The 23,346-nt window shown below is 44.7% G+C and carries 19 protein-coding genes; 16 read left to right on the forward strand and 3 right to left on the reverse strand.

Annotated features, from left to right (window positions below; genetic code table 11):
* Positions 1 to 397: 397 nt before the first annotated feature.
* The 14 genes from ndhC (at position 398) to JMW90_RS04265 (ending at position 17,787) form a co-directional block, all read left to right on the forward strand.
* Positions 398 to 1,021, forward strand: a complete 624-nt coding sequence (gene ndhC, locus JMW90_RS04200; RefSeq protein WP_201561845.1) for an NADH-quinone oxidoreductase subunit A — start codon at positions 398 to 400, stop codon at positions 1,019 to 1,021.
* A 124-nt stretch (positions 1,022 to 1,145) separates the two neighbouring features.
* Positions 1,146 to 1,814 carry a NuoB/complex I 20 kDa subunit family protein gene (locus JMW90_RS04205; RefSeq protein WP_011512925.1) on the forward strand — a complete coding sequence of 223 codons (669 nt, stop codon included), beginning with the start codon at positions 1,146 to 1,148 and terminating at the stop codon, positions 1,812 to 1,814.
* 131 nt (positions 1,815 to 1,945) lie between these two features.
* The gene (gene nuoC, locus JMW90_RS04210; protein WP_201561846.1) at positions 1,946 to 3,721 is read left to right on the forward strand and encodes an NADH-quinone oxidoreductase subunit C/D; all 1,776 of its coding nucleotides are present in this window, start codon (positions 1,946 to 1,948) and stop codon (positions 3,719 to 3,721) included.
* A 185-nt stretch (positions 3,722 to 3,906) separates the two neighbouring features.
* Positions 3,907 to 4,416 carry an NADH-quinone oxidoreductase subunit NuoE gene (gene nuoE, locus JMW90_RS04215; RefSeq protein WP_201561847.1) on the forward strand — a complete coding sequence of 170 codons (510 nt, stop codon included), beginning with the start codon at positions 3,907 to 3,909 and terminating at the stop codon, positions 4,414 to 4,416.
* Positions 4,413 to 5,837 carry an NADH-quinone oxidoreductase subunit NuoF gene (gene nuoF, locus JMW90_RS04220; RefSeq protein WP_201561848.1) on the forward strand — a complete coding sequence of 475 codons (1,425 nt, stop codon included), beginning with the start codon at positions 4,413 to 4,415 and terminating at the stop codon, positions 5,835 to 5,837. The genes nuoE and nuoF overlap by 4 nt, the downstream gene beginning before the upstream one ends.
* Positions 5,838 to 5,847: 10 nt before the next feature.
* The gene (gene nuoG / locus JMW90_RS04225; protein WP_201561849.1) at positions 5,848 to 8,991 is read left to right on the forward strand and encodes an NADH-quinone oxidoreductase subunit NuoG; all 3,144 of its coding nucleotides are present in this window, start codon (positions 5,848 to 5,850) and stop codon (positions 8,989 to 8,991) included.
* A gap of 49 nt (positions 8,992 to 9,040) precedes the next feature.
* Entirely contained in the window at positions 9,041 to 10,036 is a 996-nt protein-coding gene (gene nuoH / locus JMW90_RS04230; RefSeq protein WP_041757924.1) for an NADH-quinone oxidoreductase subunit NuoH, read from the forward strand.
* 55 nt (positions 10,037 to 10,091) lie between these two features.
* Positions 10,092 to 10,640: an NADH-quinone oxidoreductase subunit NuoI gene (nuoI, locus tag JMW90_RS04235; protein WP_201561850.1), complete on the forward strand. Its 549-nt coding sequence runs from the start codon at positions 10,092 to 10,094 to the stop codon at positions 10,638 to 10,640.
* Positions 10,637 to 11,380, forward strand: a complete 744-nt coding sequence (gene nuoJ / locus JMW90_RS04240) for an NADH-quinone oxidoreductase subunit J (RefSeq protein ID WP_201561851.1) — start codon at positions 10,637 to 10,639, stop codon at positions 11,378 to 11,380. Before nuoI ends, nuoJ begins: the two co-directional genes overlap by 4 nt.
* 98 nt (positions 11,381 to 11,478) lie before the next feature.
* Positions 11,479 to 11,787, forward strand: coding sequence for an NADH-quinone oxidoreductase subunit NuoK (gene nuoK, locus JMW90_RS04245; protein ID WP_201561952.1), 309 nt, complete (start codon positions 11,479 to 11,481; stop codon positions 11,785 to 11,787).
* A 4-nt stretch (positions 11,788 to 11,791) separates the two neighbouring features.
* Positions 11,792 to 13,666 carry an NADH-quinone oxidoreductase subunit L gene (nuoL, locus tag JMW90_RS04250; protein WP_201561852.1) on the forward strand — a complete coding sequence of 625 codons (1,875 nt, stop codon included), beginning with the start codon at positions 11,792 to 11,794 and terminating at the stop codon, positions 13,664 to 13,666.
* A 1-nt stretch (position 13,667) separates the two neighbouring features.
* Positions 13,668 to 15,293: an NADH-quinone oxidoreductase subunit M gene (nuoM, locus tag JMW90_RS04255; RefSeq protein ID WP_201561853.1), complete on the forward strand. Its 1,626-nt coding sequence runs from the start codon at positions 13,668 to 13,670 to the stop codon at positions 15,291 to 15,293.
* 3 nt (positions 15,294 to 15,296) lie between these two features.
* Positions 15,297 to 16,775: an NADH-quinone oxidoreductase subunit N gene (locus JMW90_RS04260; RefSeq protein ID WP_201561854.1), complete on the forward strand. Its 1,479-nt coding sequence runs from the start codon at positions 15,297 to 15,299 to the stop codon at positions 16,773 to 16,775.
* Positions 16,776 to 16,956: 181 nt separating this feature from the next.
* The gene (locus tag JMW90_RS04265; RefSeq protein ID WP_201561855.1) at positions 16,957 to 17,787 is read left to right on the forward strand and encodes a ferredoxin--NADP reductase; all 831 of its coding nucleotides are present in this window, start codon (positions 16,957 to 16,959) and stop codon (positions 17,785 to 17,787) included.
* A 296-nt stretch (positions 17,788 to 18,083) separates the two neighbouring features.
* Here the strand turns inward: JMW90_RS04265 and JMW90_RS04270 are convergent, their stop codons facing one another.
* Positions 18,084 to 18,893 carry a hypothetical protein gene (locus JMW90_RS04270; RefSeq protein WP_201561856.1) on the reverse strand — a complete coding sequence of 270 codons (810 nt, stop codon included), beginning with the start codon at positions 18,891 to 18,893 and terminating at the stop codon, positions 18,084 to 18,086.
* A gap of 228 nt (positions 18,894 to 19,121) precedes the next feature.
* Here JMW90_RS04270 and JMW90_RS04275 point away from each other — a divergent pair, with 228 nt between their 5' ends.
* Both JMW90_RS04275 and JMW90_RS04280 read left to right on the forward strand, forming a co-directional pair.
* Positions 19,122 to 20,093 (forward strand): energy transducer TonB, encoded by a 972-nt coding sequence (locus JMW90_RS04275; RefSeq protein ID WP_201561857.1) that lies wholly within the window; start codon positions 19,122 to 19,124, stop codon positions 20,091 to 20,093.
* 78 nt (positions 20,094 to 20,171) lie between these two features.
* Positions 20,172 to 21,047: a mechanosensitive ion channel family protein gene (locus JMW90_RS04280; protein WP_201561858.1), complete on the forward strand. Its 876-nt coding sequence runs from the start codon at positions 20,172 to 20,174 to the stop codon at positions 21,045 to 21,047.
* Here the strand turns inward: JMW90_RS04280 and ybeY are convergent.
* Together ybeY and JMW90_RS04290 are read right to left on the reverse strand one after the other, a co-directional pair.
* Positions 21,044 to 21,664, reverse strand: a complete 621-nt coding sequence (gene ybeY / locus JMW90_RS04285) for an rRNA maturation RNase YbeY (RefSeq protein WP_201561859.1) — start codon at positions 21,662 to 21,664, stop codon at positions 21,044 to 21,046. The genes JMW90_RS04280 and ybeY overlap by 4 nt on opposite strands.
* Before the next feature lie 238 nt (positions 21,665 to 21,902).
* On the reverse strand, positions 21,903 to 22,988 hold the full coding sequence (locus JMW90_RS04290; protein WP_201561953.1) for a PhoH family protein: 1,086 nt from the start codon (positions 22,986 to 22,988) through the stop codon (positions 21,903 to 21,905).
* Positions 22,989 to 23,346: the final 358 nt, after the last annotated feature.

Here is a 23,346-nt window from a genome sequence, read left to right on the forward strand (position 1 = left end):
TACGTAAATAATTTATGCCAGTTGTCACGTCATTGTTGACCACGTGTAATGAGCTATTAAATCAATTAAATAAACCATCGAATATGATATTGATTTAATACGTTGATCTTACGTTGTTAGAAGATGCGTTGGGCGACCAGCCTTTATCCGCAAATAAGCGGACACTCTACAGTTGGTTATGTCTGACATCGTCGTCAATAAGCTTGATAATTGGTTGTTACCAGTACAGAACCTAACATGTGACTCAATGACAGTTACTTAAATGCAGCGACAGTTACTTAAGTGCAGTGACAGTTGCTTTGTGTTTTCGTCTGCGTTATGCCTGTCGCTTGACGACCTTAAGTAGGTCGGCACTTGCGGCGTGTAACACTCGATTGGGTGAGGAGCACGTATTATCATGTCTGCTTTTAATTGGTCAGCCATTGCTTTTATTTTAGCCGCCATTGCGCTAGTTGTGTTCATGTTGGTCGTGCCGCGTTTACTTGGCGGTCGCTCTCATGGCTCACAAAAAGAAGAGATATTTGAAGCGGGTGTTGTCGGATCTGGCAACGCCCGTATTCGTTTGTCTGCCAAATTCTATTTGGTAGCAATCTTCTTTGTTATTTTTGATCTAGAAGCCCTCTACTTATATGCTTATGCAGTCTCAGTTCGTGAAGCCGGTTGGCTTGGCTTTGCTGCTGCCGCTATATTTATCACCATCTTGATTATTGGCTTGATATACGAGCTGAGCTTAGGTGCGATGAACTGGGCACCAGCTGATAAGCTGCGCAAAAAAGCCCGCCTATATGCAGCACCCGCGGGATTCAGTTTAGCAGATATCACCAAGTTCGATGGCGTTGATGAGCTCATGGTTGACCCTACAGGCAAGATACCTGCGCAGTCTTCAGGACAGATTAATGTCTCAAACAATATTGAGACCAATCGTCGTCACTTGCAAAACATCGATCATATTAATACCACGGGTAATGTGACTTCTGTGGACTTTGCGACGTCTGCGCAAACAGATAACATTAAGCGTTAATAAATAACAGTGCGCGCTGATTAATAGCATGACACGTAAATAACAAAATTATTTAATAATGAAATTATGGCGATAGTGATGACAAATGATTGTCAAGCATTGCTTAAAATAAAGGTTGTATGTTATGAAATACACATTAACAAAAGCCAACCCTGATGCAGATGTCTATCCTGCTCAGACAAGCCAAACCGTCAATGATCCGATGGAAGATGAAGTCAATAAAAATGTCTTTATGGGTCGCCTAGAAGATCTTGTACATTCAACAGCGAACTGGGGGCGTAAGCACTCATTATGGCCATTTAACTTTGGTACTTCATGCTGTTATGTCGAATATGCGACGACTCTAACGGCGGTTCATGATTTGTCACGCTTTGGTGCCGAAGTTATTCGCGCCTCGCCACGTCAGGCGGATGTGATGATCGTTGCTGGTACTTGCTTTGTTAAAATGGCACCGGTTATTCAGCGCCTATATGAGCAAATGCTTGAGCCCAAATGGGTCATCTCTATGGGTGCTTGTGCCAACTCGGGCGGCATGTACGACATCTATTCTGTTGTACAAGGCGTGGATAAAATTATCCCCGTCGACGTCTATGTGCCAGGTTGTCCGCCACGCCCAGAAGCGCTGATTCAAGGTTTGATGTTATTACAAGAATCTATTACTAAAGAACGTCGCCCATTGGGTATTCATGTCAATGATCAGGGTGTCTATCAGCCGCAGATGACGCCTGAGCGTGACCGTAAGCAAGCGGATCGTATTGCTGTGAAAAACTTACGTAGCCCAGATAGCATTTAGTTAAGCAGTTTGGCGTAGTTATTAATAATTCTTAGAAGTGCGCGTACGCTCATCATAGCTTAGTTATGATTATCATCTTTTTATGGTGATTGTCATGGTTCAGTTATGATTAATGAAGGAATACATCATTCATGGTCACGGTAGTCGAAAACATAGATCCTAAGATCAAGCCTGTCCCAGCAGTTATCAAAGAGCTGGAAGAAAAATATGCTGGTAAGTTCGTTGTGCAGCACACGGTTGATGACATTCCAACGGTTTGGGTGGCACGCGCTGATTTATTAGACGTTCTCTTATTCTTGCGTAAATTGCCAAAACCTTATGTCATGTTATTTGACTTGTCAGCGATAGATGAGCGTTTGCGTCAGCATCGCCAAGGTTTGCCTGACAGTGATTTTACGGTGTTTTATCACTTGATGTCGCTTGAGCGTAATAGTGATGTTCGTATCAAAGTCGCGCTCAGTGAAGAAGATTTAAACGTCCCAAGTGCGACGCAGATTTGGCCAAATGCCAACTGGTATGAGCGTGAAGTGTGGGATATGTTCGGTATTGTCTTTAGTGGTCATCCGCATCTAACGCGTATTTTATTACCTAAATATTGGGAAGGTCATCCACTGCGTAAAGAGTATCATGCGCGTGCAACTGAGTTTACCCCGTATTTCCTAAATACGGCCAAACAACAATACGAGCAAGAAAACCTGCGCTTTGTTCCAGAAGAATGGGGCATGAAGCGCTCGGGTCGTGATGAAGACTTTATGTTCTTGAACATTGGTCCTAACCATCCCTCCGCTCACGGTGCGTTCCGCTTGGTACTTCAGCTTGATGGCGAAGAAGTTGTTGATTGTATTCCAGATATTGGCTATCACCATCGCGGTGCAGAAAAAATGGCTGAGCGTCAAACATGGCATTCATTTATTCCTTATACCGATCGTATCGATTACCTCGGCGGTGTGATGAATGAGCTGCCATATATCATGTCGGTTGAAAAGCTGGCTGGCATTACCATTCCACCGCGTGCTGAAACCATTCGCGTGATGATGAGTGAGTTTTTCCGTATTACCAATAACTTACTATTCGTCGGTACGTTTATTCAGGATGCGGGCGGTATGACGCCAGTATTCTATATGTTTACCGATCGCCAAAAAGCCTATGACGTCATCGAAGCAGTGACTGGCTATCGTATGCACCCCGCATGGTTCCGTATCGGTGGCACAGCGCACGATTTACCGCGCGGTTGGCAGCGTTTGGTACGTGAGTTCTTAGATTGGATGCCAAAACGCTTGGATGAGTATGTCAAAGCGGCACTACAAAACAGTGTGCTTAAAGGTCGTACTCAAGGCGTTGCACAATATAATACCAAGCAAGCACTTGCTTGGGGCGTTACGGGTGCAGGTTTGCGGGCGACAGGTTTGGATTTTGATTTGCGTAAAGCGCGTCCGTATATGGGCTATGAGAACTACGATTTTGAAGTGCCAGTCGGCTATAACGGCGATGCTTATGATCGCTGTATGGTGAAAGTCGAAGAGATGCGCCAGTCGCTACGTATTATCCGTCAATGTATGGATAATATGCCGCAAGGTCCTTATAAGGCGGATCATCCATTGGCAGTACCACCGCCAAAAGACCGTACCTTAAACGATATTGAAACCCTTATTAATCACTTTATCTCCGTATCTTGGGGTCCTGTGATGCCAGCGGGCGAATGTACTACTATCGTCGAAGCGACCAAAGGTCTGAACAGTTATTACATTACTTCAGACAAAGCGACGATGAGCTATCGTACCCGTATCCGTACCCCGACATTCGCGCATTTGCAGCAGATGCCATCCGTCATTAATGGCTCACTGGTATCCGATGCCATCATGTATTTAGCATCGATTGATATTGTGATGGCGGATTGTGACCGCTAGACATCGGCGCTGAGGCGTTTATCATCATTATTTTTTGTGAATGCTAAATGCTAAATATGAGATGTTATATATTAAAAGTAAGACCTGTTCATTAATATGTTATCGCCAAACTGGCACACCAAAACGCTGTTTTCGCGCTATGAGCGCATCTCAAACAGTGGGCTGAGTGAGGAAAGAAAAAGATTATGAGAATTGTTTCCGATAAAATGCCAAAAGTAGATGTGGCAAGTATTTTAACTGCAGAAGAAATTGCGGCTATCCATGAGTTTATGCATCATTATCCGCATCCGCGGGCAGCGTCTTTAGATTCGCTGAAAATCGTGCAAAAGCGTAACGGCTGGGTCGATGATGCGCAAATGAATGCCATTGCAAACCTTTTAAATGTACCGATGACGGATATGGATGGGGTAGCAACCTTCTTTAACCGTATCTATCGTCAGCCGGTTGGTCGTCATATCATCCTTATTTGTGATTCGGTGGCTTGTTATTTAACAGGTTATGAAGCACTGGCAGCTGAGCTCAAAGCGCAGCTGGGCATCGACTATGGTCAAACCACTGTTGATGGTCGTTTTACGTTATTGCCGATTTGCTGTTTGGGCAACTGTGACAAAGGTCCTGCCGTGTTGATTAATGAAGATACTTATGGTCCTGTCCAGCCCACTGAGGTCGCCCAATTGTTGGAGCTATACGCATGAGATTAACTGTTTCAGAGCAGATTGCCCTTCGTAATCAAGGCAAAGCGCCAAGCCAATTAAATGAGCAGCGCATTCCTATCTATGGTGATAGAGCGACTGCTACCAGTGAAACGAAACCATTGACATGGCGCCTAGCACATCACGATGCCGTGCTTGATTTGGCCACTTATGAATCATTGCGTGGTTTTGAAGCGCTAAAAATGGCATTAAATCAATCGCCAGATGACACGTTAACTACCATTAAAGAAGCGGTAGTAAAAGGTCGCGGCGGTGCAGGTTTTCCAGCAGGTATCAAGTGGTCGCTGATGGCACCACCAGATGGCGGCCCACGCTATTTAGTTTGTAATGCCGATGAGATGGAACCGGGTACCTTTAAAGACCGTTTGCTCATGGAGCGTTTGCCGCTTCAGCTTATCGAAGGCATGCTTATTTCTGCTTATGCGATTGGCGCAACCGCTGGTTATATCTTTATTCGCGGTGAATATATCTTAGCTGCTGAGCGTTTAACGGCAGCAATCGAAGAGTTAAAAGCCAATAATCTAGTCGGCGACAATATTTTAGGCACAGATTTTAGCTTTGATTTGCATGTACATACTGGCGCTGGTCGTTATATCTGCGGTGAAGAAACGGCATTGATTAACTGCCTAGAAGGTCGCCGTGCCAATCCTCGTACCAAACCACCATTTCCACAGGTAGCTGGTGCATGGGGTCGACCAACGGTTGTTAATAACGTTGAAACTTTGCATAACGTTTCAGCCATTATTTTGCATGGCAGCACATGGTATCAAGATTTGCCAAAAGCCAAAGGCGTGGTCGAAACACCAGGTACGAAGCTATTCGGTTGCTCAGGTTTGGTTAATGATCCCGGTCTTTGGGAATTGCCATTTGGCTATACGGCACGCGAAATTATCGAAGATTTTGCTGGCGGGATGCAGGAAGGTCGCACGCTCAAAGCTTGGTTACCGGGTGGCGCATCAACGGATTTTTTGACGGCTGAGCATTTAGATACCGTCGTTGATTTTGACACCATTCAAAAAGCCGGTAGTCGTATGGGTACAGGCTTGCTTATGGTTGTCGATGAAGAACAAGATATGGTGCCATTACTGCGCAACCTTGAGATTTTCTTTCAGCGCGAATCGTGTGGTTGGTGTACGCCATGCCGTGATGGTTTACCGTGGGGCGTCAAAATTCTCACTGCCATTAACGATGGTGAAGGGCAGATTGGTGATGTCGAAAAGTTAGAAGGGTTAACCCGTGACTTATGGATCGGTAAAACCTTTTGCGCGCATGCCCCTGGTGCTATGGAACCACTGATGAGTGCAATTAAATATTTCCGTCCTGAGTTTGATCAAAAAATTGCGCAGGCGGTTGGTAAAGATGTCATTGAGGCTGCAGCCCATCAACAGCTAGATGTGAAATAAGGAGAGCGGCATGGCAGTCATACATATTGATGGAACCACTGTCGAAGTAGATAGCGCGGACAACTTGCTACAAGCCTGTTTGTCACTCGGCATTGATGTGCCGTATTTTTGTTATCACCCAGCCCTTGGTTCAGTAGGCTCTTGCCGTCAGTGCGCGGTTAAGCAATATATGACCAAAGAAGATATGGAAGCAGGTCGCGGCCGTCTTGTGATGTCCTGTATGGTCGCCCCAGGCGATGATATGTACATCTCAGTGACTGATGATGAGGCCAAAGCGTTCCGTAAGTCGATGGTTGAGCTGTTGATGATTAACCATCCACATGACTGCCCAACCTGTGAAGAGGGTGGACATTGTCATTTGCAGGATATGACTTATATGTCAGGTCATCATCGTCGTCGCTACCGCTTTACCAAACGTACCCATCACAATCAAGAGCTTGGGCCGTTTATCGCGCATGAGATGAACCGCTGTATTGCTTGCTACCGCTGTGTCCGTTTTTATAAAGACTATGCAGGCGGCGAAGATTTGGGTGTTTATGGCTCAAATGAACGCGTTTATTTTGGTCGTGATAAAGACGGTCAGTTTGAAAGTGAGTTTTCAGGTAACTTAACGGAAGTCTGCCCAACGGGTGTATTTACCGATAAAACGCATTCGGATCGTTATAACCGTAAATGGGATATGCAGTATGCGCCAAGCATCTGTCATGGCTGTTCAGCAGGTTGCAATATCTCAGCCGGTGAGCGCTACGGTGAATTGCGCCGTATTGAAAACCGCTATAATGGCGAGGTAAACCGTTACTTCTTATGTGACCGTGGTCGTTTTGGTTATGGCTATGTCAATCGTGAAGATCGTCCAACCCAAGCGCTTGAGCGTATCAATGATAAACATGTCAAAATCAATATCGACTATGCCCTTGATGAAACCATTAAGCGTATTAAAGACAAAAAAATCATTGGCATTGGTTCACCACGTGCCAGCCTCGAGACCAACTTTGCGCTAAAAAACCTCGTTGGTTTTGAGAATTTCTCAACCGGTCTCAATCATCAGCAGCAAGCACTGGTCAATAAATGTATTGAAGTATTAAGCACCGAGGGTATTTATAACCCAGGTATGACCGATATTGAAAGCCATGATGCGGTACTGATTTTGGGTGAGGATATCACGCAAACGTCATCACGTGTGGCACTCTCTATCCGCCAAGCGGCGAAAAATGAAGCCATAAAAATGGCGGCTGCTACCAAAACACAATCGTGGTTGGCTGAGCCAGTTAAACGTATTGCTCAAGGCGCGCAGAGCCCAGTATATATCATCGATGTGACTCAAACCAAGCTTGAAGATATCAGTAAAGTCAGCGTCGTCGCGACGCCTGAAGACATCACTAAACTTGGTTTCAAAGTCGCTGATGAGATTGCTAAATTTGCTGATGATTTGGCAAAAATAGTTGATCCGCAAACAGTTGAAAAAGATGCCGATACTGGTATGGATGCTATGCAAGCATTGGCTGAGCAAATCGCTTATGATTTGATCCAAGCCAATAAGCCATTGGTCGTATCTGGCAGCAGCTTATCGTCTATTGCTTTGATAGAAGCAGCGGCGCAAATCACGCAAGCATTAAGCCAAAAGCGTGCCGCCATCAAAGCGACTGAGCAGTATCAATTTGAAACTCATAATGCCAGTGTTCGTAGTGCCAGTGTTCGTAATGCCAGTGTTCGTGCGGCTGAAGCACAAGCAACAACCGTGCAGCAAACAGAAGATAAAGATCTATCCGCCAAGCCAAACAAACCTGAAACGGGCGTTAATACCGAAGCGCAAGATAATGTAGAGCGTGAGCCTGCAACCAAACTTGAGCTAAAAGAGGTCAATAACAATTATCATGCCCAAGCGGGTATTTATTTAGCGGTGACAGACGCTAATAGTATCGGTGTTTGCTTGCTTGGTGGTCATTCGGTTGAAGCGTTGTTGGCCACTGATTTTGATGTGGTGATAGTCGCAGAAAATCAGCTGACCGATGCTATTGACGCGAATAAATTAACCCGGTTATTGGCGGATAAAACCGTCATTGCACTGGATCATCAACTGCTTGATTGGCACAAAGACGTCGATATTGTATTGCCAGCCGCAAGCTTCGCTGAAGCAGATGGCACGCTTGTTTCTGCTGAAGGTCGTGCGCAGCGCTTCTTCCAAGTCTATGATAACGACTATTATCATCCGCTTAGCAGCATTAAAGAAGGCTGGCGCTGGTTACATGCTGTACATAGCAGCTTAGAGGGTCGCGATGTTGATTGGACACAGCTTGATGATGTCATCAACGCTTTGATAGCGACCCATCCTAAGCTTGCGGGTATAAAAGAAGCCGCACCTGATGCTGACTACCGAATGGCTGGTCTAAAAATTGCCCGTCAGCCGCGCCGTTACTCAGGTCGTACCTCTATGCGCGCGCCTTTTTCTGTCCATGAGCCAATGCAGCCAAAGGATTTGGATACCGGTTTAACCTTTTCAATGGAAGGCTATAGCGGCAAACAAACCCCAAGCGCGATGATTCCTTTTGCGCAATCTGCGGGCTGGAACTCACCACAAGCGTGGAATAAATACCAAGATAAAGTCGGTGGCAATCTTAGAAATGGTGATCCGGGCGTACGCTTGTTCGACCAGTTAGAGCGCCTAGCTACGCGCCAGTATGTTGCCCCAGAAACGATGTCTTTGACCACGACAGACATGCAGCAAGGACAAGCCAAATTGGTGCCTATCTATAATATCTATGCCAGCTCCATGATGGCATCGCGTAGCCCAGTGGTTGCTGAACAATTACCAGTAGCGGCATGGCGTGTGAGTATCGATGATGCCAAAGACTGGAATATCGCGGCTGGTGATTATTTGGCGATTGAGATTGATAAACAGCAAATCACGCTGCCAGTACAGCTTGTGGGTTATTTAGCAGAAGGCTGTATCGGCTATCCGGTTGGGCAGGTAAGCATTATCCATCCATCAATGCCCGCATCAGTACGCAAAGTAGATGCACCTATTACGATGATGGGTAGCATGGCTAATGACGCTAATGATAGTGCTTTAAACAGCAATACTGACACTAATATTAACCGCGCAACGCCAGCCACTGTAGCTACTACAGCGCCGACCACCACGCAGGAGGTGTAATATGCAAGTGACTCGTATTATCCCTGATGTGCCAAGCTTTTTGGCTGGTATGATGACCTTTGATACTTGGTCCATACTTTTTATGGTCGTACAATCGCTGGTTATCTTTTTAGTCGTCGTCATTGTCGCGGCAATGATGATTATTTATGAGCGCCGGATGCTAGCACTCTGGCAAGATCGTTATGGTCCAAACCGTGTTGGACCGTTTGGTTCACTACAGTTAGTCGCCGATATGCTGAAAATCTTCTTTAAAGAAGATTGGACACCAAATTTTACCGATAAGTTTATGTTTACCTTGGCGCCAGCGGTAGCGATGTTTACTGCTCTGGCCTCATTTGCCATTATTCCTATTTCGCCAACTCTTGGCGTTGCTGATTGGGATATTGGTATCCTATTCTTCTTTGCCATGGCAGGTATTGCAGTCTATGCCGTGCTATTCGGCGGCTGGGCATCTGCCAATAAATTCTCTTTACTTGGCGGTTTACGTTCAGCGGCGCAAACCATCAGTTATGAAGTATTTTTAGGTTTATCGTTGATGGGCGTTGTTGCCTTAACCGGCTCATTTAACTTACGTGCCATTGTCGAAGCGCAGGCTGACGGTTGGTATATCATTCCGCAATTCTTTGGCTTTTTAACCTTTGTAGTCGCTGGTGTTGCGGTCACCCATAGACATCCCTTTGATCAACCAGAAGCCGAGCAAGAATTGGCAGAAGGGTATCACGTTGAATATTCTGGCATGAAGTTCGGTATGTTCTTTATTGGCGAATACGTCAACGTCGTACTGATTTCTGCCTTGATGACCTGCTTATTCTTTGGTGGTTGGTTGGCCCCTTTTAACTTAGATATTCCGTTTATTCCACCAGCTTTTTGGTTCATGATTAAGACGCTGTTCTTTATGACTATGTTTATTTTGGCTCGAGGCTCACTCATGCGTCCGCGCTATGATCAGGTGATGAACTTTGGCTGGAAAGTCTGTCTGCCCGTAACCTTGATTAATCTATTGGTTACTGCTGCAGTCATTTTGATTTTTTCCCCAACGTTGTAATCATCACTAGCCATCACTGATGAACTAGAGTAAAGCTGAGAAGGATAATAATCCCATGTTTACTACGATAAAAAAGACCATCATTGGACTATTTACCATTGTCCGCAGCATGTGGATGGTCAATAGCCATGCCATCAGACCGCGCGACACCATTCTTTATCCTGAGGTGCCGGTACCCGTGCCACCGCGTTTTCGTGGACGTATTATATTGTCGCGTGACCCTGACGGCGATGAGCGCTGTGTTGCTTGTAACCTGTGCGCTGTGGCATGTCCAGTCGGTTGTATCTCATTACAAAAAGCAGAGCGCGAAGATGGTCGCTGGTATCCAGAGTTTTTCCGCATCAACTTTTCACGCTGCATCTTTTGTGGCTTATGTGAAGAGGCTTGTCCAACGACAGCGATTCAGATGACCCCTGATTTTGAGATGGGCGAATACGTCCGTCAAGACTTGGTTTATGAAAAAGAGCATTTGCTGATTTCAGGACCGGGTAAATATCCCGATTATAACTATTATCGCGTGACGGGTATGGCGGTAGCAGATAAACCAAAAGGCGCGGCGCAAAATGAAGCGGCACCGATTGATCTAAGGAGCTTGCTACCATGATGAATATTTTAAACCATCCTGAATTGGCAGGGTTTTATTCGCTTGCAGCCGTGGCAATATTTGCCAGTTTGCGCGTGGTAACCCAAGCCAATCCAGTCCATGCTATTTTATCGATGATTGTGTCGTTATTGGCAATCGCTGGCATATTTTTTGTGATAGGTGCGCCATTTGCTGGAGCACTTGAAATTGTCGTTTACGCGGGTGCCATTATGGTGCTGTTCGTTTTCGTTATTATGATGCTAAATTTAGGTATGCGTAATGATGAGCGGGAAGAGCGCTGGCTTGATGCCGGCACTTGGGCGATACCGACGGGCTTGACGATTATTATCGCGGTTGTGCTGTATGCGATGATTGGTCTTAATCATAACGAAGCTGCCTTGATTGGCGGTACAACTATTTCAGCCAAAGCAGTGGGTACGGTGTTATTTACCAAATATATTATGTTGATAGAAGTAGCCGCATTGCTACTACTCGCGGCCTTAGTTGCGGCTTATCATTTAGGTAAAGAAGCTATCGATGATGAGATTATCGGTAACGATAGCTTAGTAGTCAATCCGAATGTAGGCAGCATTGAGCTATATGAGAATGACAGCACGTACACCAGTAACGATGCGGTAAAAATGGCAAAACCATACGAATACAAAGATGTCGACCCACATGACTATGTGGGTATGAAAGTCGGCATGAAAGCAGGTATGCAGAACGGTATGAAGAAAGTCACGCGCAAGGAGTCAGACTGATGTTACTAGCAGCAAGCGTGGCACAAGATATTGCCAATGTGCCGTTTGCCCATGAAGTAGCAGGCTTAGTGCAGCCAGTTGCTGAGGCGCAAAATGTACTGGGTCTGATACCCATGAGCCATGGATTAATCTTGGCAGGTATCTTATTTGCTATTGGTTTTTGCGGTGTCATGGTACGGCGTAATTTCCTATTTATGCTAATGAGCCTTGAGATCATGATGAATGCGGCGGCACTAGCATTTGTGGTAGCAGGTAGCCGCTGGGTCGATCCAGATGGACAGATTATGTTTATCTTTATTTTGACCTTAGCAGCAGCAGAGGCCGCCATTGGTTTGGCAATATTATTGCGTTTTTATCATCAGCGTGGGCATCTCGATGTCGATGGCGCCAATGAGATGAAAGGATGATGTCATGAGTTTATTACCATTAACCTTTATATTCCCGCTCGTTGGCTTTTTGATTTTAGCCTTTATGCGCGACAAGTTAAGCGAGCAGGTAGCAGCGATTGTCGGTGTCGGTAGCATGCTGCTATCAGCGCTCTGTACGTTGGTTGTTAGCTATACCTTTTTAACGACGAATCCAGCTGGAACCGTCGTAGAGATTCCGCTGTGGACGTGGTTCCAAGTTGGTGACTTTGCGCCGAATTTTGGCTTAAGCTTTGATGGCTTAGCATTGACGATGACTGGAGTAATTACCGGCATCGGCTTTTTAATCCATCTATTTGCCGCATGGTATATGAAAGGCGATACAGGCTTTGCCCGCTTCTTTAGCTATATGAACTTATTCGTCGCCAGTATGTTATTACTGGTATTAGCGGATAACTTGTTCTTGCTATACCTTGGCTGGGAAGGCGTTGGTATCTGTTCTTACTTGCTGATTGGTTTTTATTACCATGACCGCGCTAATGGTCGTGCTGCGATGAAAGCCTTTACTGTTACCCGTGTTGGTGACGTATTTTTAGCCTTTGGTTTATTTTTATTATTCCGCGAATTTGGTACGCTTAATATTCAAGAGATTATTACCCGCGCCCCGGAAGTATTTGATATCAATAACCCAACCATGATTTTGACTACCATGATGCTCGTTGGCGGTGCGATGGGTAAATCAGCGCAGCTACCACTACATACATGGCTGGCAGATGCGATGGCAGGCCCAACGCCAGTATCAGCATTGATTCACGCAGCGACGATGGTTACCGCTGGTGTTTATCTGATTGCGCGTTTACATCCATTATTTATCTTAACACCGGGTGTATTGCTATATTGGGTTGGGGCAGTGGGTGCATTGACGCTCGTTGTTGCTGGTTTCTGTGCATTGGCACAAACCGATATCAAACGTATCCTTGCTTACTCGACCATGAGCCAAATTGGCTATATGTTCTTAGCACTCGGCGTTGGTGCATGGCAAGGGGCTATCTTCCACTTGATGACGCATGCTTTCTTTAAAGCGTTATTATTCTTATCATCAGGTGCGGTCATTCTTGCGGTACATCATGAGCAAAACATCTTTAAGATGGGCGGCTTACGTAAAAAGATTCCATTAGTATTTTGGTGCTATATCGTCGGTGGCGGTGCACTTGCTGCGATACCTTGGGTCACCGTTGGTTTTTATTCTAAAGAAGCGATTCTGTGGGAGAGTTATGCAACCGGTCATATGGTCTTATTCTATATGGGTGTATTCGGTGCTTTCTTAACCGCGCTTTATACCTTCCGTATGATTTGGATTATCTTCTTTGGTGAAGAGAAAACCCACGCCCATAAATTATCTGGTGTGTCGTATTGGTTGCCGCTTAGTGTGCTACTGGTATTATCAACAGCAGTGGGTGCATTTATTACCCCGCCATTACAAGGCGTATTGCCAGAGAGCGTTGGGCACTTACTAGAAGTTGCTGGTCAAGCGCATGGTAAGCATACGGCTGAGTTTATCGCTATGGGTGCGATGGCGGCAGGCTTAGTATTAGCGGCGCTATTATATGTCGTTAATAAAGGTCGACTGCTGACCAGCTTTAAGCGCACGCGTATCGGCGGCGCGTTATATCATTGGTGCTATCACGGTATGGGCTTTGATGCGCTATACGATATAGTTTTTGTAAAACCCTTTTTGTTCATCGGCCGCTTATTTAAAGCCGACCCTATCGATAAAACGTGGCTGCTATTACCTAAGCTGGCATCAGCAGGTAATAAGGTATTGTCTGCGACACAAACAGGGTCACTTCGAGGTTATGCTGCAAGCTTTGGCTTGGGTATGGCTGTGTTACTCGTGCTGGTAATGATGACGGTGGTATAAGATGATTGAGTTACAACAAACGTGGATGCTACCAGCATTAATTGCCATTCCTTTTATTGCAGGACTGCTATGTTGGTTGGTTGAACGCTTTAATAAACGCTTGCCGCGCTGGATTGCTTTAATCGGCATGACGTTGACCTTTGTGTTGTCAATGGTACTGTGGCAATACGGTGATTTTTCTGGCATGAGTAAGCAAGTCATTGCGCCAGGTGGTGCTGTGCCTTGGGTTGCTGAATTCAGTGTGCCTTGGATACCCAGCTTTGGTATCAGCTTTCATTTAGCGCTAGATGGTTTATCGCTCATGATGGTTGCTTTAACTGGGCTACTCGGTGTTGCCGCGGTTGCCTGTTCGTGGAATGAGATTCAGCGCCGTGTTGGTTTCTTCCATCTGAACTTGCTATGGAGCTTAGGCGGCGTCATTGGTGTTTTCTTAGCCATTGATATGTTCTTATTCTTCTTCTTTTGGGAGATGATGCTGGTTCCAATCTACTTCTTGATCGCGATTTGGGGTCATGATGTTGTTGGCAAAACCAAGGAATACGCAGCAACTAAGTTCTTTATCTATACCCAAGCGTCTGGGCTAATCATGCTCGTTGGGATTTTGATATTGGTCATTATTAGCTACGCGCAAAAAGGCGTGGTCAGCTTTAACTATAATGATTTACTCGGTACGTCACTTGGCGGCTGGGAATATCCAATCATGCTGTGCTTCTTTATTGGCTTTGCGGTTAAGTTGCCGATTATTCCGTTCCATGGCTGGTTGCCTGATGCGCATGCGCAAGCACCAACGGCAGGTTCAGTGGATTTGGCAGGGGTTTTGATTAAGACGGCGGCTTATGGTTTGATTCGTTTTGTCTTGCCATTATTTCCAGCGGCGTCACAAGATTTTGCGCCTATTGCTATGACCTTGGGTACGATTGGTATCTTCTATGGCGCATGGCTGGCCTTTATGCAAACCGATATGAAGCGTTTGCTGGCTTATACCAGTATCTCGCACATGGGCTTTGTAGTATTAGCAATTTATGCTGGAACGTTGCTCAGCTTACAAGGTTTGATGATTCAGATGCTCGCACATGGTTTAAGCTCAGCGGCACTGTTTATTATGGCAGGGCAGTTATATGAGCGTCTACATACCCGTGATATAACCTTGATGGGTGGTATGTGGGGTCAGTTCCGTTATTATGCACCGATACTGATGTTTTTCTGTGCCGCCTTACTTGGTATTCCGGGTACGGGTAACTTTATCGGTGAGTTCTTGATCTTGTTTGGTGCCTTTGCTCAGTATCCGGTGTTTGTAGTATTTGCGACATTCAGCCTGGTATTGGCAGGTTTGTACTCACTTATTTTGATTCATCGTGCATTATTCGGTGCTAACAATACTAAAGAATTGGCGCTGCGGGAGACCAAATCACACGGTCTGCCAGAGCGTCCATTAAAAGATTTGGGCAAGCGCGAGCTGTCATTGCTATTGATGCTTGCGGCAGGCTTGGTCTGGCTCGGACTGTATCCACAGCCGTTCCTTGATACGTCAAGTCATGCAATGCAGTGGATTAATAACGCTTATATATACAGTCAAGTAACACAAGTAGATGCCTCGCAGCTGCTTAATGCAATGGAGGCACGTTAAGTCATGAACGATTTTACGATGAATGATTTGATGGGGCTATTGCCTTATGCTCCGATCATTGCGGTAGTGATTACGGTATTGGTGGTGATGATTGCCATCGCTATGAAGCGCTCACATATGGTGACCGGTACTATTTCGGTCATCGGTCTCAATATAGGTCTGTTTATTTTGCTTGGGCAAATGGCAGGCATCATTGACAGTGGGTCGCTCGTGCCAGCGGCTGAGCAGTTATTTGTTATTGATAACTTTGCTCAGTTTAATATGGTGATTATCTTTATCTGTGCATTGGCATGTTGTACGTTATCTTATGCTTATTTAGCCGATTTAAAAGACCATAAAGAAGAGCTGTATCTACTGATGCTGCTGTCAACGGTTGGTGCGCTGCTTATGGTTTGCGCCCAGCACTTGGCATCATTCTTTATGAGTCTTGAGATGCTATCGATACCGCTATATGGCATGTTATCCTATACCTATATGCGCACCCGTTCGCTTGAGTCGGGGCTTAAATATTTGGTACTGTCAGCGACTGCATCAGCAACGCTGCTGATGGGTATGGCATTTATCTATGCAGAAGTTGGCTCGCTTGCATTTAAGCCTATCAGCTTAACATTGACAGATACGTTTGAATCGCCACTGTTAATCTTAGGGGCAGCGATGATGATGTTTGGTATCGCCTTTAAGCTCTCTGCTGCGCCCTTTCATATCTGGACACCAGATGTCTATGAAGGCGCACCTGCTCCTATCGCGACTTATCTTGCGTCGGTATCAAAAGTAGCAATGATGGCACTGGCAGTACGCTTTTTAATTGATACTTCATTATTGGCATTGCCATCGGTGCAGATGTTGCTGATGGTCATGGCAACCTTGTCGATTTTACTGGGTAACTTACTTGCGATACGCCAAACCAGCCTCAAACGCTTGCTTGGTTATTCATCGATTGCTCATATGGGTTATGTGCTAATCGTAATCGTGAGCATTGGTTCTGCTGCTGATAGTATCTCTAGCATGTATATGGCGATTTATGCCTTTACCTCTATCGGTGCCTTTGGTGTCGTGACCTTGATGTCGAGCCCTTATCGTTTATCCGGTGAAGCCGATCAATTGTTTCATTATCAAGGGCTGTTTTGGCGTCGTCCGGTATTGACTGGCGTCATGACTATCATGATGCTATCTCTAGCGGGTATTCCACTGACGGCTGGCTTTATTACTAAGCTGTTTGCGATTCTTGCTGCAGTACAAGGGACCAATTGGTTCTTGGCAGCAATGATTATCTTGGGTAGTGCGATTGGCTTGTTCTATTATTTGCGCGTCTTGCTCACGCTATTCAAGCGTCCAAAACAGTTTATTGAATTTGACGTCTCAAAGCAGTGGGGTCTACGTACTGGTGGTCTCATGGTTATTGCCGTTACGGCAATCATCTTGTTCTTTGGTATATTACCAAACAGTATGATTGAATGGGCAAGCTTGGCTCGTATTTGGTAAGCCTAAAAAATAGGCATACGAAGCTGGGATAAGCAGCGTTATATCCATAATGCTACTGATTGATTGTTACGGTTCGAAAAACAAGATGCGCCCGCTTTGTGATAAGCTTGGCGCATCTTTTTTTGTGTTGCTTAAACTGTTATAAATATAAATGTTAATAAAATATAAGTGATTCATCATTATGAGCGACAATATTCAAACCGTAACAGTGCTAAGCAAAACCACGTGGACGCCAAATTTATTTAGCTTTACCGTCAGCCGTCCGGAGAGCTTTAAATTTACGGCTGGACAGTTTGTACGCTTGGGCCTCAATCCCAGTCAGTTGAAGTATTATAAGCAGCAAGGCAAAGCAGGCAACGATGTCGCTAATGAAGCACTAAACGAAGATATTTTTCGTGCTTATTCGATTGTATCGTCTCCCTTTGATGAGGTATTAGAGTTTTTCTCTATTGTGATTCCTGATGGTGCATTTACGTCACAGTTGCAACACTTAGAAGTAGGCGATGATTTGCTGCTTAATACGATGCCATTTGGCTTTTTGACGTTGGCGCGTTATCAAAAGCCATTACCAAAAGATTTATGGTTGCTGGCTACGGGCACTGGTCTTGCGCCTTTCTTATCGATGCTGCAAGACTTGAAGACTTGGGAAGATTACGAGCATATTATCCTCGCATATAGCGCGCGCTCAATAGAAGAGCTGGCGTACGTTAAGAAGATAGAGAGTCTGCAAGAAGACTTTGGCTCCTTGGTTGATAATCCGGCAAAATTAATCTTTATACCGATTGTTACTCGTGAGCCTGTCGAGGGTGCACTGACAGAGCGCCTGCCAAAATTGCTACTAGATGGAACGCTACAAGAGCGCGCAGACATTGCTTTAGATATCGATAGCACGCACGTTATGCTCTGCGGTAATCCAGAGATGGTTGAGGATACCAAAGAGACGTTAAAAACCTTGGGACTGGTGATGAATCGCCGCGGCGAAGGCAATATTGCGGTAGAAAACTACTGGTAAAAACTGTTATTGCGTATCATTTATAGTCAAAATACTCTAAAAACGCGACGGTACTGCTGGTACAAATTTTTTGCAGCCTCTGTCTGCATGGGCACAGCAAGCAAGAAAAATTGATACCAGCAGTACATCATGTGTCGATATTACTTTTCACTGACTATATTTGAAAGTTGTTAGCAAAAGCAGCAAAAGAAAAACGCCGTATCCTACCAGACGAAAGTCTCCAAGATACAGCGTTTTTTATATGAGATTAAGGCTATAAGAGATTGGATTTATAAGAGCTGAGAGCTTAGGGCGTTTTAAACTTGGCTCGCTACATTTTCTGCATCTAGCGGATGGACAGGACCTTGTACTTGTACTGGTTCGTCTTTTTCGCTGATGATATCTTCATTGCTATTTGAGGATAATAAATCACGATAGTTAATCTGTGCTTTTAAAATCAATTGTTCTTCTTCAAGCTCACCATAGTTAACTTGTGCCTTATGTAACATGCCAATAATTTTCTTATTACTCTTTAGCCAACGATTGATATCAATATAGATGATCTCGCTTTTTGCGCGTGCAATATCGATATAAGATAGGATAAAGCCCAACGGGTCTTTTTTTAGGATACGGTGGTAAAACCAAATAAATAGCTTGATACCTTGGCGCTTAAGAAAGGACTCGCAGCGCAGATTTAGGATATCGGTATAAGTCAGTTGACCAAAAACAAAGCGCTGTACATTACGATCGAGCTGCGCATGTACCAGACGAAAATTACTCGCCACCTCTGCATAAATGCCGCCCGCATCGACGGTGCAATATAACCGAAACCAGTCTTCATGTATCTCAACACGCAGCTCTAAGATGGCTTTGACATTATCCGTGACATAGGTTTTCAGCGCATCATTGACGTAGGCTTGGGTCAGCGGTAGCGCCAGCTCATCTTCTAGCTTATCGGTTGTACGGTTGTATAAGTCTTTAATAGATTGGGTCAGGCGATCCCAACCATCGCTAAATGATTCATCAAAGCGGTAGCCAAGATTCTCAAAAAAGTCATCAAAATGGTCTGAATTATCGACATTATCACTCATATTATTAAAGCTACTCAAACTTATTATCCTTATCATTATAAAAAGCGTGACCGATACTAAGTAGTATATATCAAAAACGAGGCGGGCAAAATCAACGTCTATTACTCATCAGCATACTTTTATTTTAGATATCAAATGCACGGCGCTGATGCGATGAGTGCAATTTAGAGTATAGCTCTCACTGTAAGCAATGATAAATTGTTGAGAAGCTACTGTGAATTTACGGTATACGGTTGTGCTAGCGACACAATTCTGTGTCATGTTATGATGGCGCCGGCATGGGCAATAGATAGGGATATTACCACGTTTATTGACCATCACCTTTATATTCATAAGCTGAGACTGACTACGGTGCATATTAAAGACTCACAGAGCTACCATTTTTCAGCGCAAGCGCCAAAACGTGATATCAGCTTGCCGATGGCGATTGTTATTGCCATTAGCGTGCATGCGTTGATTATTTTTGGCATCAGTTTTTCGATGGGGCAAGACCCCGCCGGATTGATGCAAGACGTTGCCAAAGCGCTGACGGATAATATGCAGCCAAATGAAGATGCGCAGTTTATTGCCAATGCGTCACAACAAGGCGGCGGCACCGTGCAAGAGCAATTGCGCCAAGAAACCGATCAGAGCAGTCCTTTATCCGCTGAACAAATGAGTGAGACGCAAGATGTGATTCGCTTGCAGCGACAAGTGCGCCAGCAGCGTTATCAAGAAAGCTATCTGCGTACGACGCTAAGCTGGCGTCATGCAAGCGTGGAGTCTGATAATGATAGTAAGCAAGCGCAAGATGATATGAGGGTACAAGAAGAGCGCCTACGTAAGCAAATCGCTACTTTAGAAGCTCAGCTGTCGCAGCGTCAGCAAACTTATGCCACCAAGTCAAAAGTGGTGACCATGGACAGCAACTCAACGACACATGGCGCAGCCGCAGATTATATCAATACCTTTCGTGAGCACGTTGAGCGCGTTGGTAATTTGCAATATCCTGCCCAAGCACGAGCGCAAAGTATCACAGGCGAAGTACGTTTGATGGTCATTATCGCAAGCGACGGTAATATCAAAGCCATCCGTTTGCTTGAAAGCTCAAATTCAACTATCTTAGATGAAGCGGCTAAACAGTCAGTCAGGCAAGCTGCGCCATTTGGTAAATTTACCGCAGACATGAAGGACATCGTTGAGTTGCGTCTGATACGTACCTATCGTTATAGTGATACGGTAGAAGTGACGTATTAACACCAGCAGCCTTGCATTTTTAACGTATTAACTAAAACAGTAAATAGATAACACCCAGATATAGAGTAAAGAGTTTATATGGAATTTTTAGGTTTTACCCTTGATGTTGCCACTTTAACCAATAGTGCATTGAGCATTGCTGCCAAAGTAATGTTAGCGTTACTGATATTTATCGTAGGGCGCTGGCTGGCCAACAAAGCGGTAGCGGTTGCGCACAGGCTGATGGTGCGTAGTCGCTTAGATGACACCGTAGCTAACTTTTTAGGTCGGCTGATATATGGTTTGTTGCTGGTAGTCGTAGTTTTGGCGGCACTGAGTAAAGTGGGCGTGCAAACTACTTCAGTCGTTGCCATCTTGGGCGGTGCGGCGGTTGCGATTGGTTTATCGCTTAAAGATCAGCTGTCAAATTTTGCCGCGGGCATTATGATCATAACCTTCCGCCCATTTGTACGCGGTGATTACGTGCAAATTAGTAGCCATACTGGTACGGTGACGGAGATTACTCTGGTTAATACTCATCTAACGACGATAAACAATCACGACGTCATCATTCCTAATAGCGATATTACCACTTCAGCCGTTGTCAATTATACGGCGCTGCCCAATCGCCGCGTCGATATTACTATTGGTATTGGCTATGACGCCGATATCAAAACAGCCAAAGATATCATGCTAAATTTGGCAACGAGCAACCCAAAGGCATTTACGGATCCTGCGCCGGTTATCCGTGTCACCAATTTGGGTGATAATTCCGTTGATTTAACCTTAAACGTCTGGACGACTAATGATGATTGGTGGTCAATGCAGTGTGATTTATTGGAGGAGTTTAAATACGCGCTGGATGATAATAAAATTGATATTCCGTTCCCGCAGCGTAATGTCCATGTGAAAGGGCTTGACCAGATGATTAATCAGATGGACCAAGCACAAAAACTGCTAACGAAAAAAGATTAAAAATAAGGGTTTGGGATATTGAGCCCTGCCAAAATTTCAATCTCAAAGCGTTCCATCTCATCTTGCTCGGCTTGTCCGAGCTCATGATCGAAACCGAGCAAATGCAGTATGCCATGAATTAATAAGTGGCTAATATGCTGCACAGCCTCTTTATTTTGCTCTGCTGCTTCACGTATCATCACCGCATGACAAATGATTAGCTCACCAAGTGGCAGGGTTGGCATCAGTCCAATAATTGCTACTGGCAAGTCGCTTGGGTAGGAGAGGATATTGGTTGCATAATTCTTTTGACGCGCTTCCGAATTCAGCTCGCGACCTTCATCTTCATCCGTAATATAAATATCCAGCGCCTTAATCTTCTCTTGCCACTGCTCAGTATCGATATCGTCAAAGTATGGCAGTATCAGACCGTTTTTTACCTGCTCGTTTATATAGTCAAGCGTTGCCATCATCACAGACAGCAGCTGCTCACGATGATAAAAGTTATCTAAAACTTCGTCATCAATATTGTCACTGGCACTGATATCGAGCGTATCTAAGCTTTCGCTACTATTAAAACTGTTATTAAAATTATCGTCAACATTATTGTTAGCATCGTGATTGCTGTCTTGGTTCATGCCCTAATCCTTTTATTTTCTATAGTCAGTGAAAAGTAATATCGACACATTATGTACTGCTGGTATCAATTTTTCTTGCTTGCTGTGCCCATGCAGACAGAGGCTGCAAAAAATTTATACCAGCAGTACCGTAGCGGTTTTAGCGTATTTTGACTATATGTCAATTTAAAAAGTACCTAACAGTAAAAAACCGGATATCAAATCCGGTTTCCTTCCAGTATACGCCTATCAAGATAGATTAGAGTTTGGCTGCTGCATCAGTCATTGTTTGTTTACGCTCTTGCTCTTTGATACGTTCAAACTTGCGCTTTTCCTGTAAGGCAAACTGCTCGTCATCATAGACATCATAAGCTTCAACGATTTTTTGTACCAACTGATGGCGTACAACATCTTTTGAATCAAACTTGGTGATATGAATCTCTTCAATACCACTTAAGATTTCCATCGCTTGCGCCAGCCCTGACTTGCTGCCACGTGGCAAATCGACCTGCGTAATATCACCGGTAATCACCGCACGTGAACCAAAGCCTAAACGCGTCAAAAACATCTTCATTTGCTCGGGTGTGGTATTCTGCGCCTCATCCAAAATGACAAACGAGTTATTCAAAGTACGACCGCGCATATAAGCAAGCGGCGCAACTTCAATGATTTGCTTCTCAAGCATTTTACCGACTTTCTCAAACCCAAGCATCTCATATAGCGCATCATATAGAGGACGCAAATATGGATCGATTTTTTGGGTCAAATCACCCGGCAAAAAGCCCAATTTTTCGCCAGCTTCTACCGCAGGACGCACGAGCAAAATGCGCTCAATCTCATTACGCTCTATCATATCGACTGCGCAGGCAACCGCGAGATAAGTCTTACCAGTACCGGCAGGTCCAATACCAAAGGATACATCAGATGATAAAATATCTCTGACATAACGCTGCTGATTGCCACCACGTGGAATGATTTTGCCATTACGAGTACGTAGGCTAATGGGTGTAAAGTCACTTGGGGCGTCTAAATCTTCCTCTTCATCCGCCAATTGCGCTTCATCTGCTTCGATATCTTCATCGCGCGAGAGACTCGATTGAATGATGAGATGCAATTCTTCGGCACTGATGTCTTTGGTATTTTGTGCTTCATCGACCATTTTATAAATAATACGTTCGCCGCGTTCGACACCCAATATGTCGCCACTCAGACAAAAGTCGCCTTGGCGTTGGCTGATTTTAATATCGAGACGTTGTTGAATATATTTCATGTGATTGTTGTATTCGCCAAGCACGGTTTTGAGCTGTGCTGGGGTTAAGGATTCAAATTTTATACGGCGGCTCATGGAGTCAGTCAAGCGATTATCCTTGTGTTGGTTGCCCGCTGCTATGGTTATTGCTTCTATGCTGCATAGTCAGACGGGCTTCAGAGATAAAATAGTTAGTCGTGTTTTATATTCTTTAATTTATAGATTTTAGTGTATTGCTTTTAGATAGTAAAAAATGACGGCAAAGTAGTTGTTGGTTTAATGAATAGTAAGTTTGATGAATAATAACTAAATGTCCTGCCTTCATTATGGTAGATAGATTTAAAATTTCAAGCTATATATATAGTTGATTCATTTTAAAAACGATACAGGGCTACTGGCTATAAATTTTTTGCAGCCTCTGTCACGCCTGCGAACAGCAAGCCAGAAAAAATTA

Source organism: Psychrobacter glacincola (assembly GCF_904846215.1).
In the GTDB taxonomy this organism is placed as follows: domain Bacteria; phylum Pseudomonadota; class Gammaproteobacteria; order Pseudomonadales; family Moraxellaceae; genus Psychrobacter; species Psychrobacter glacincola.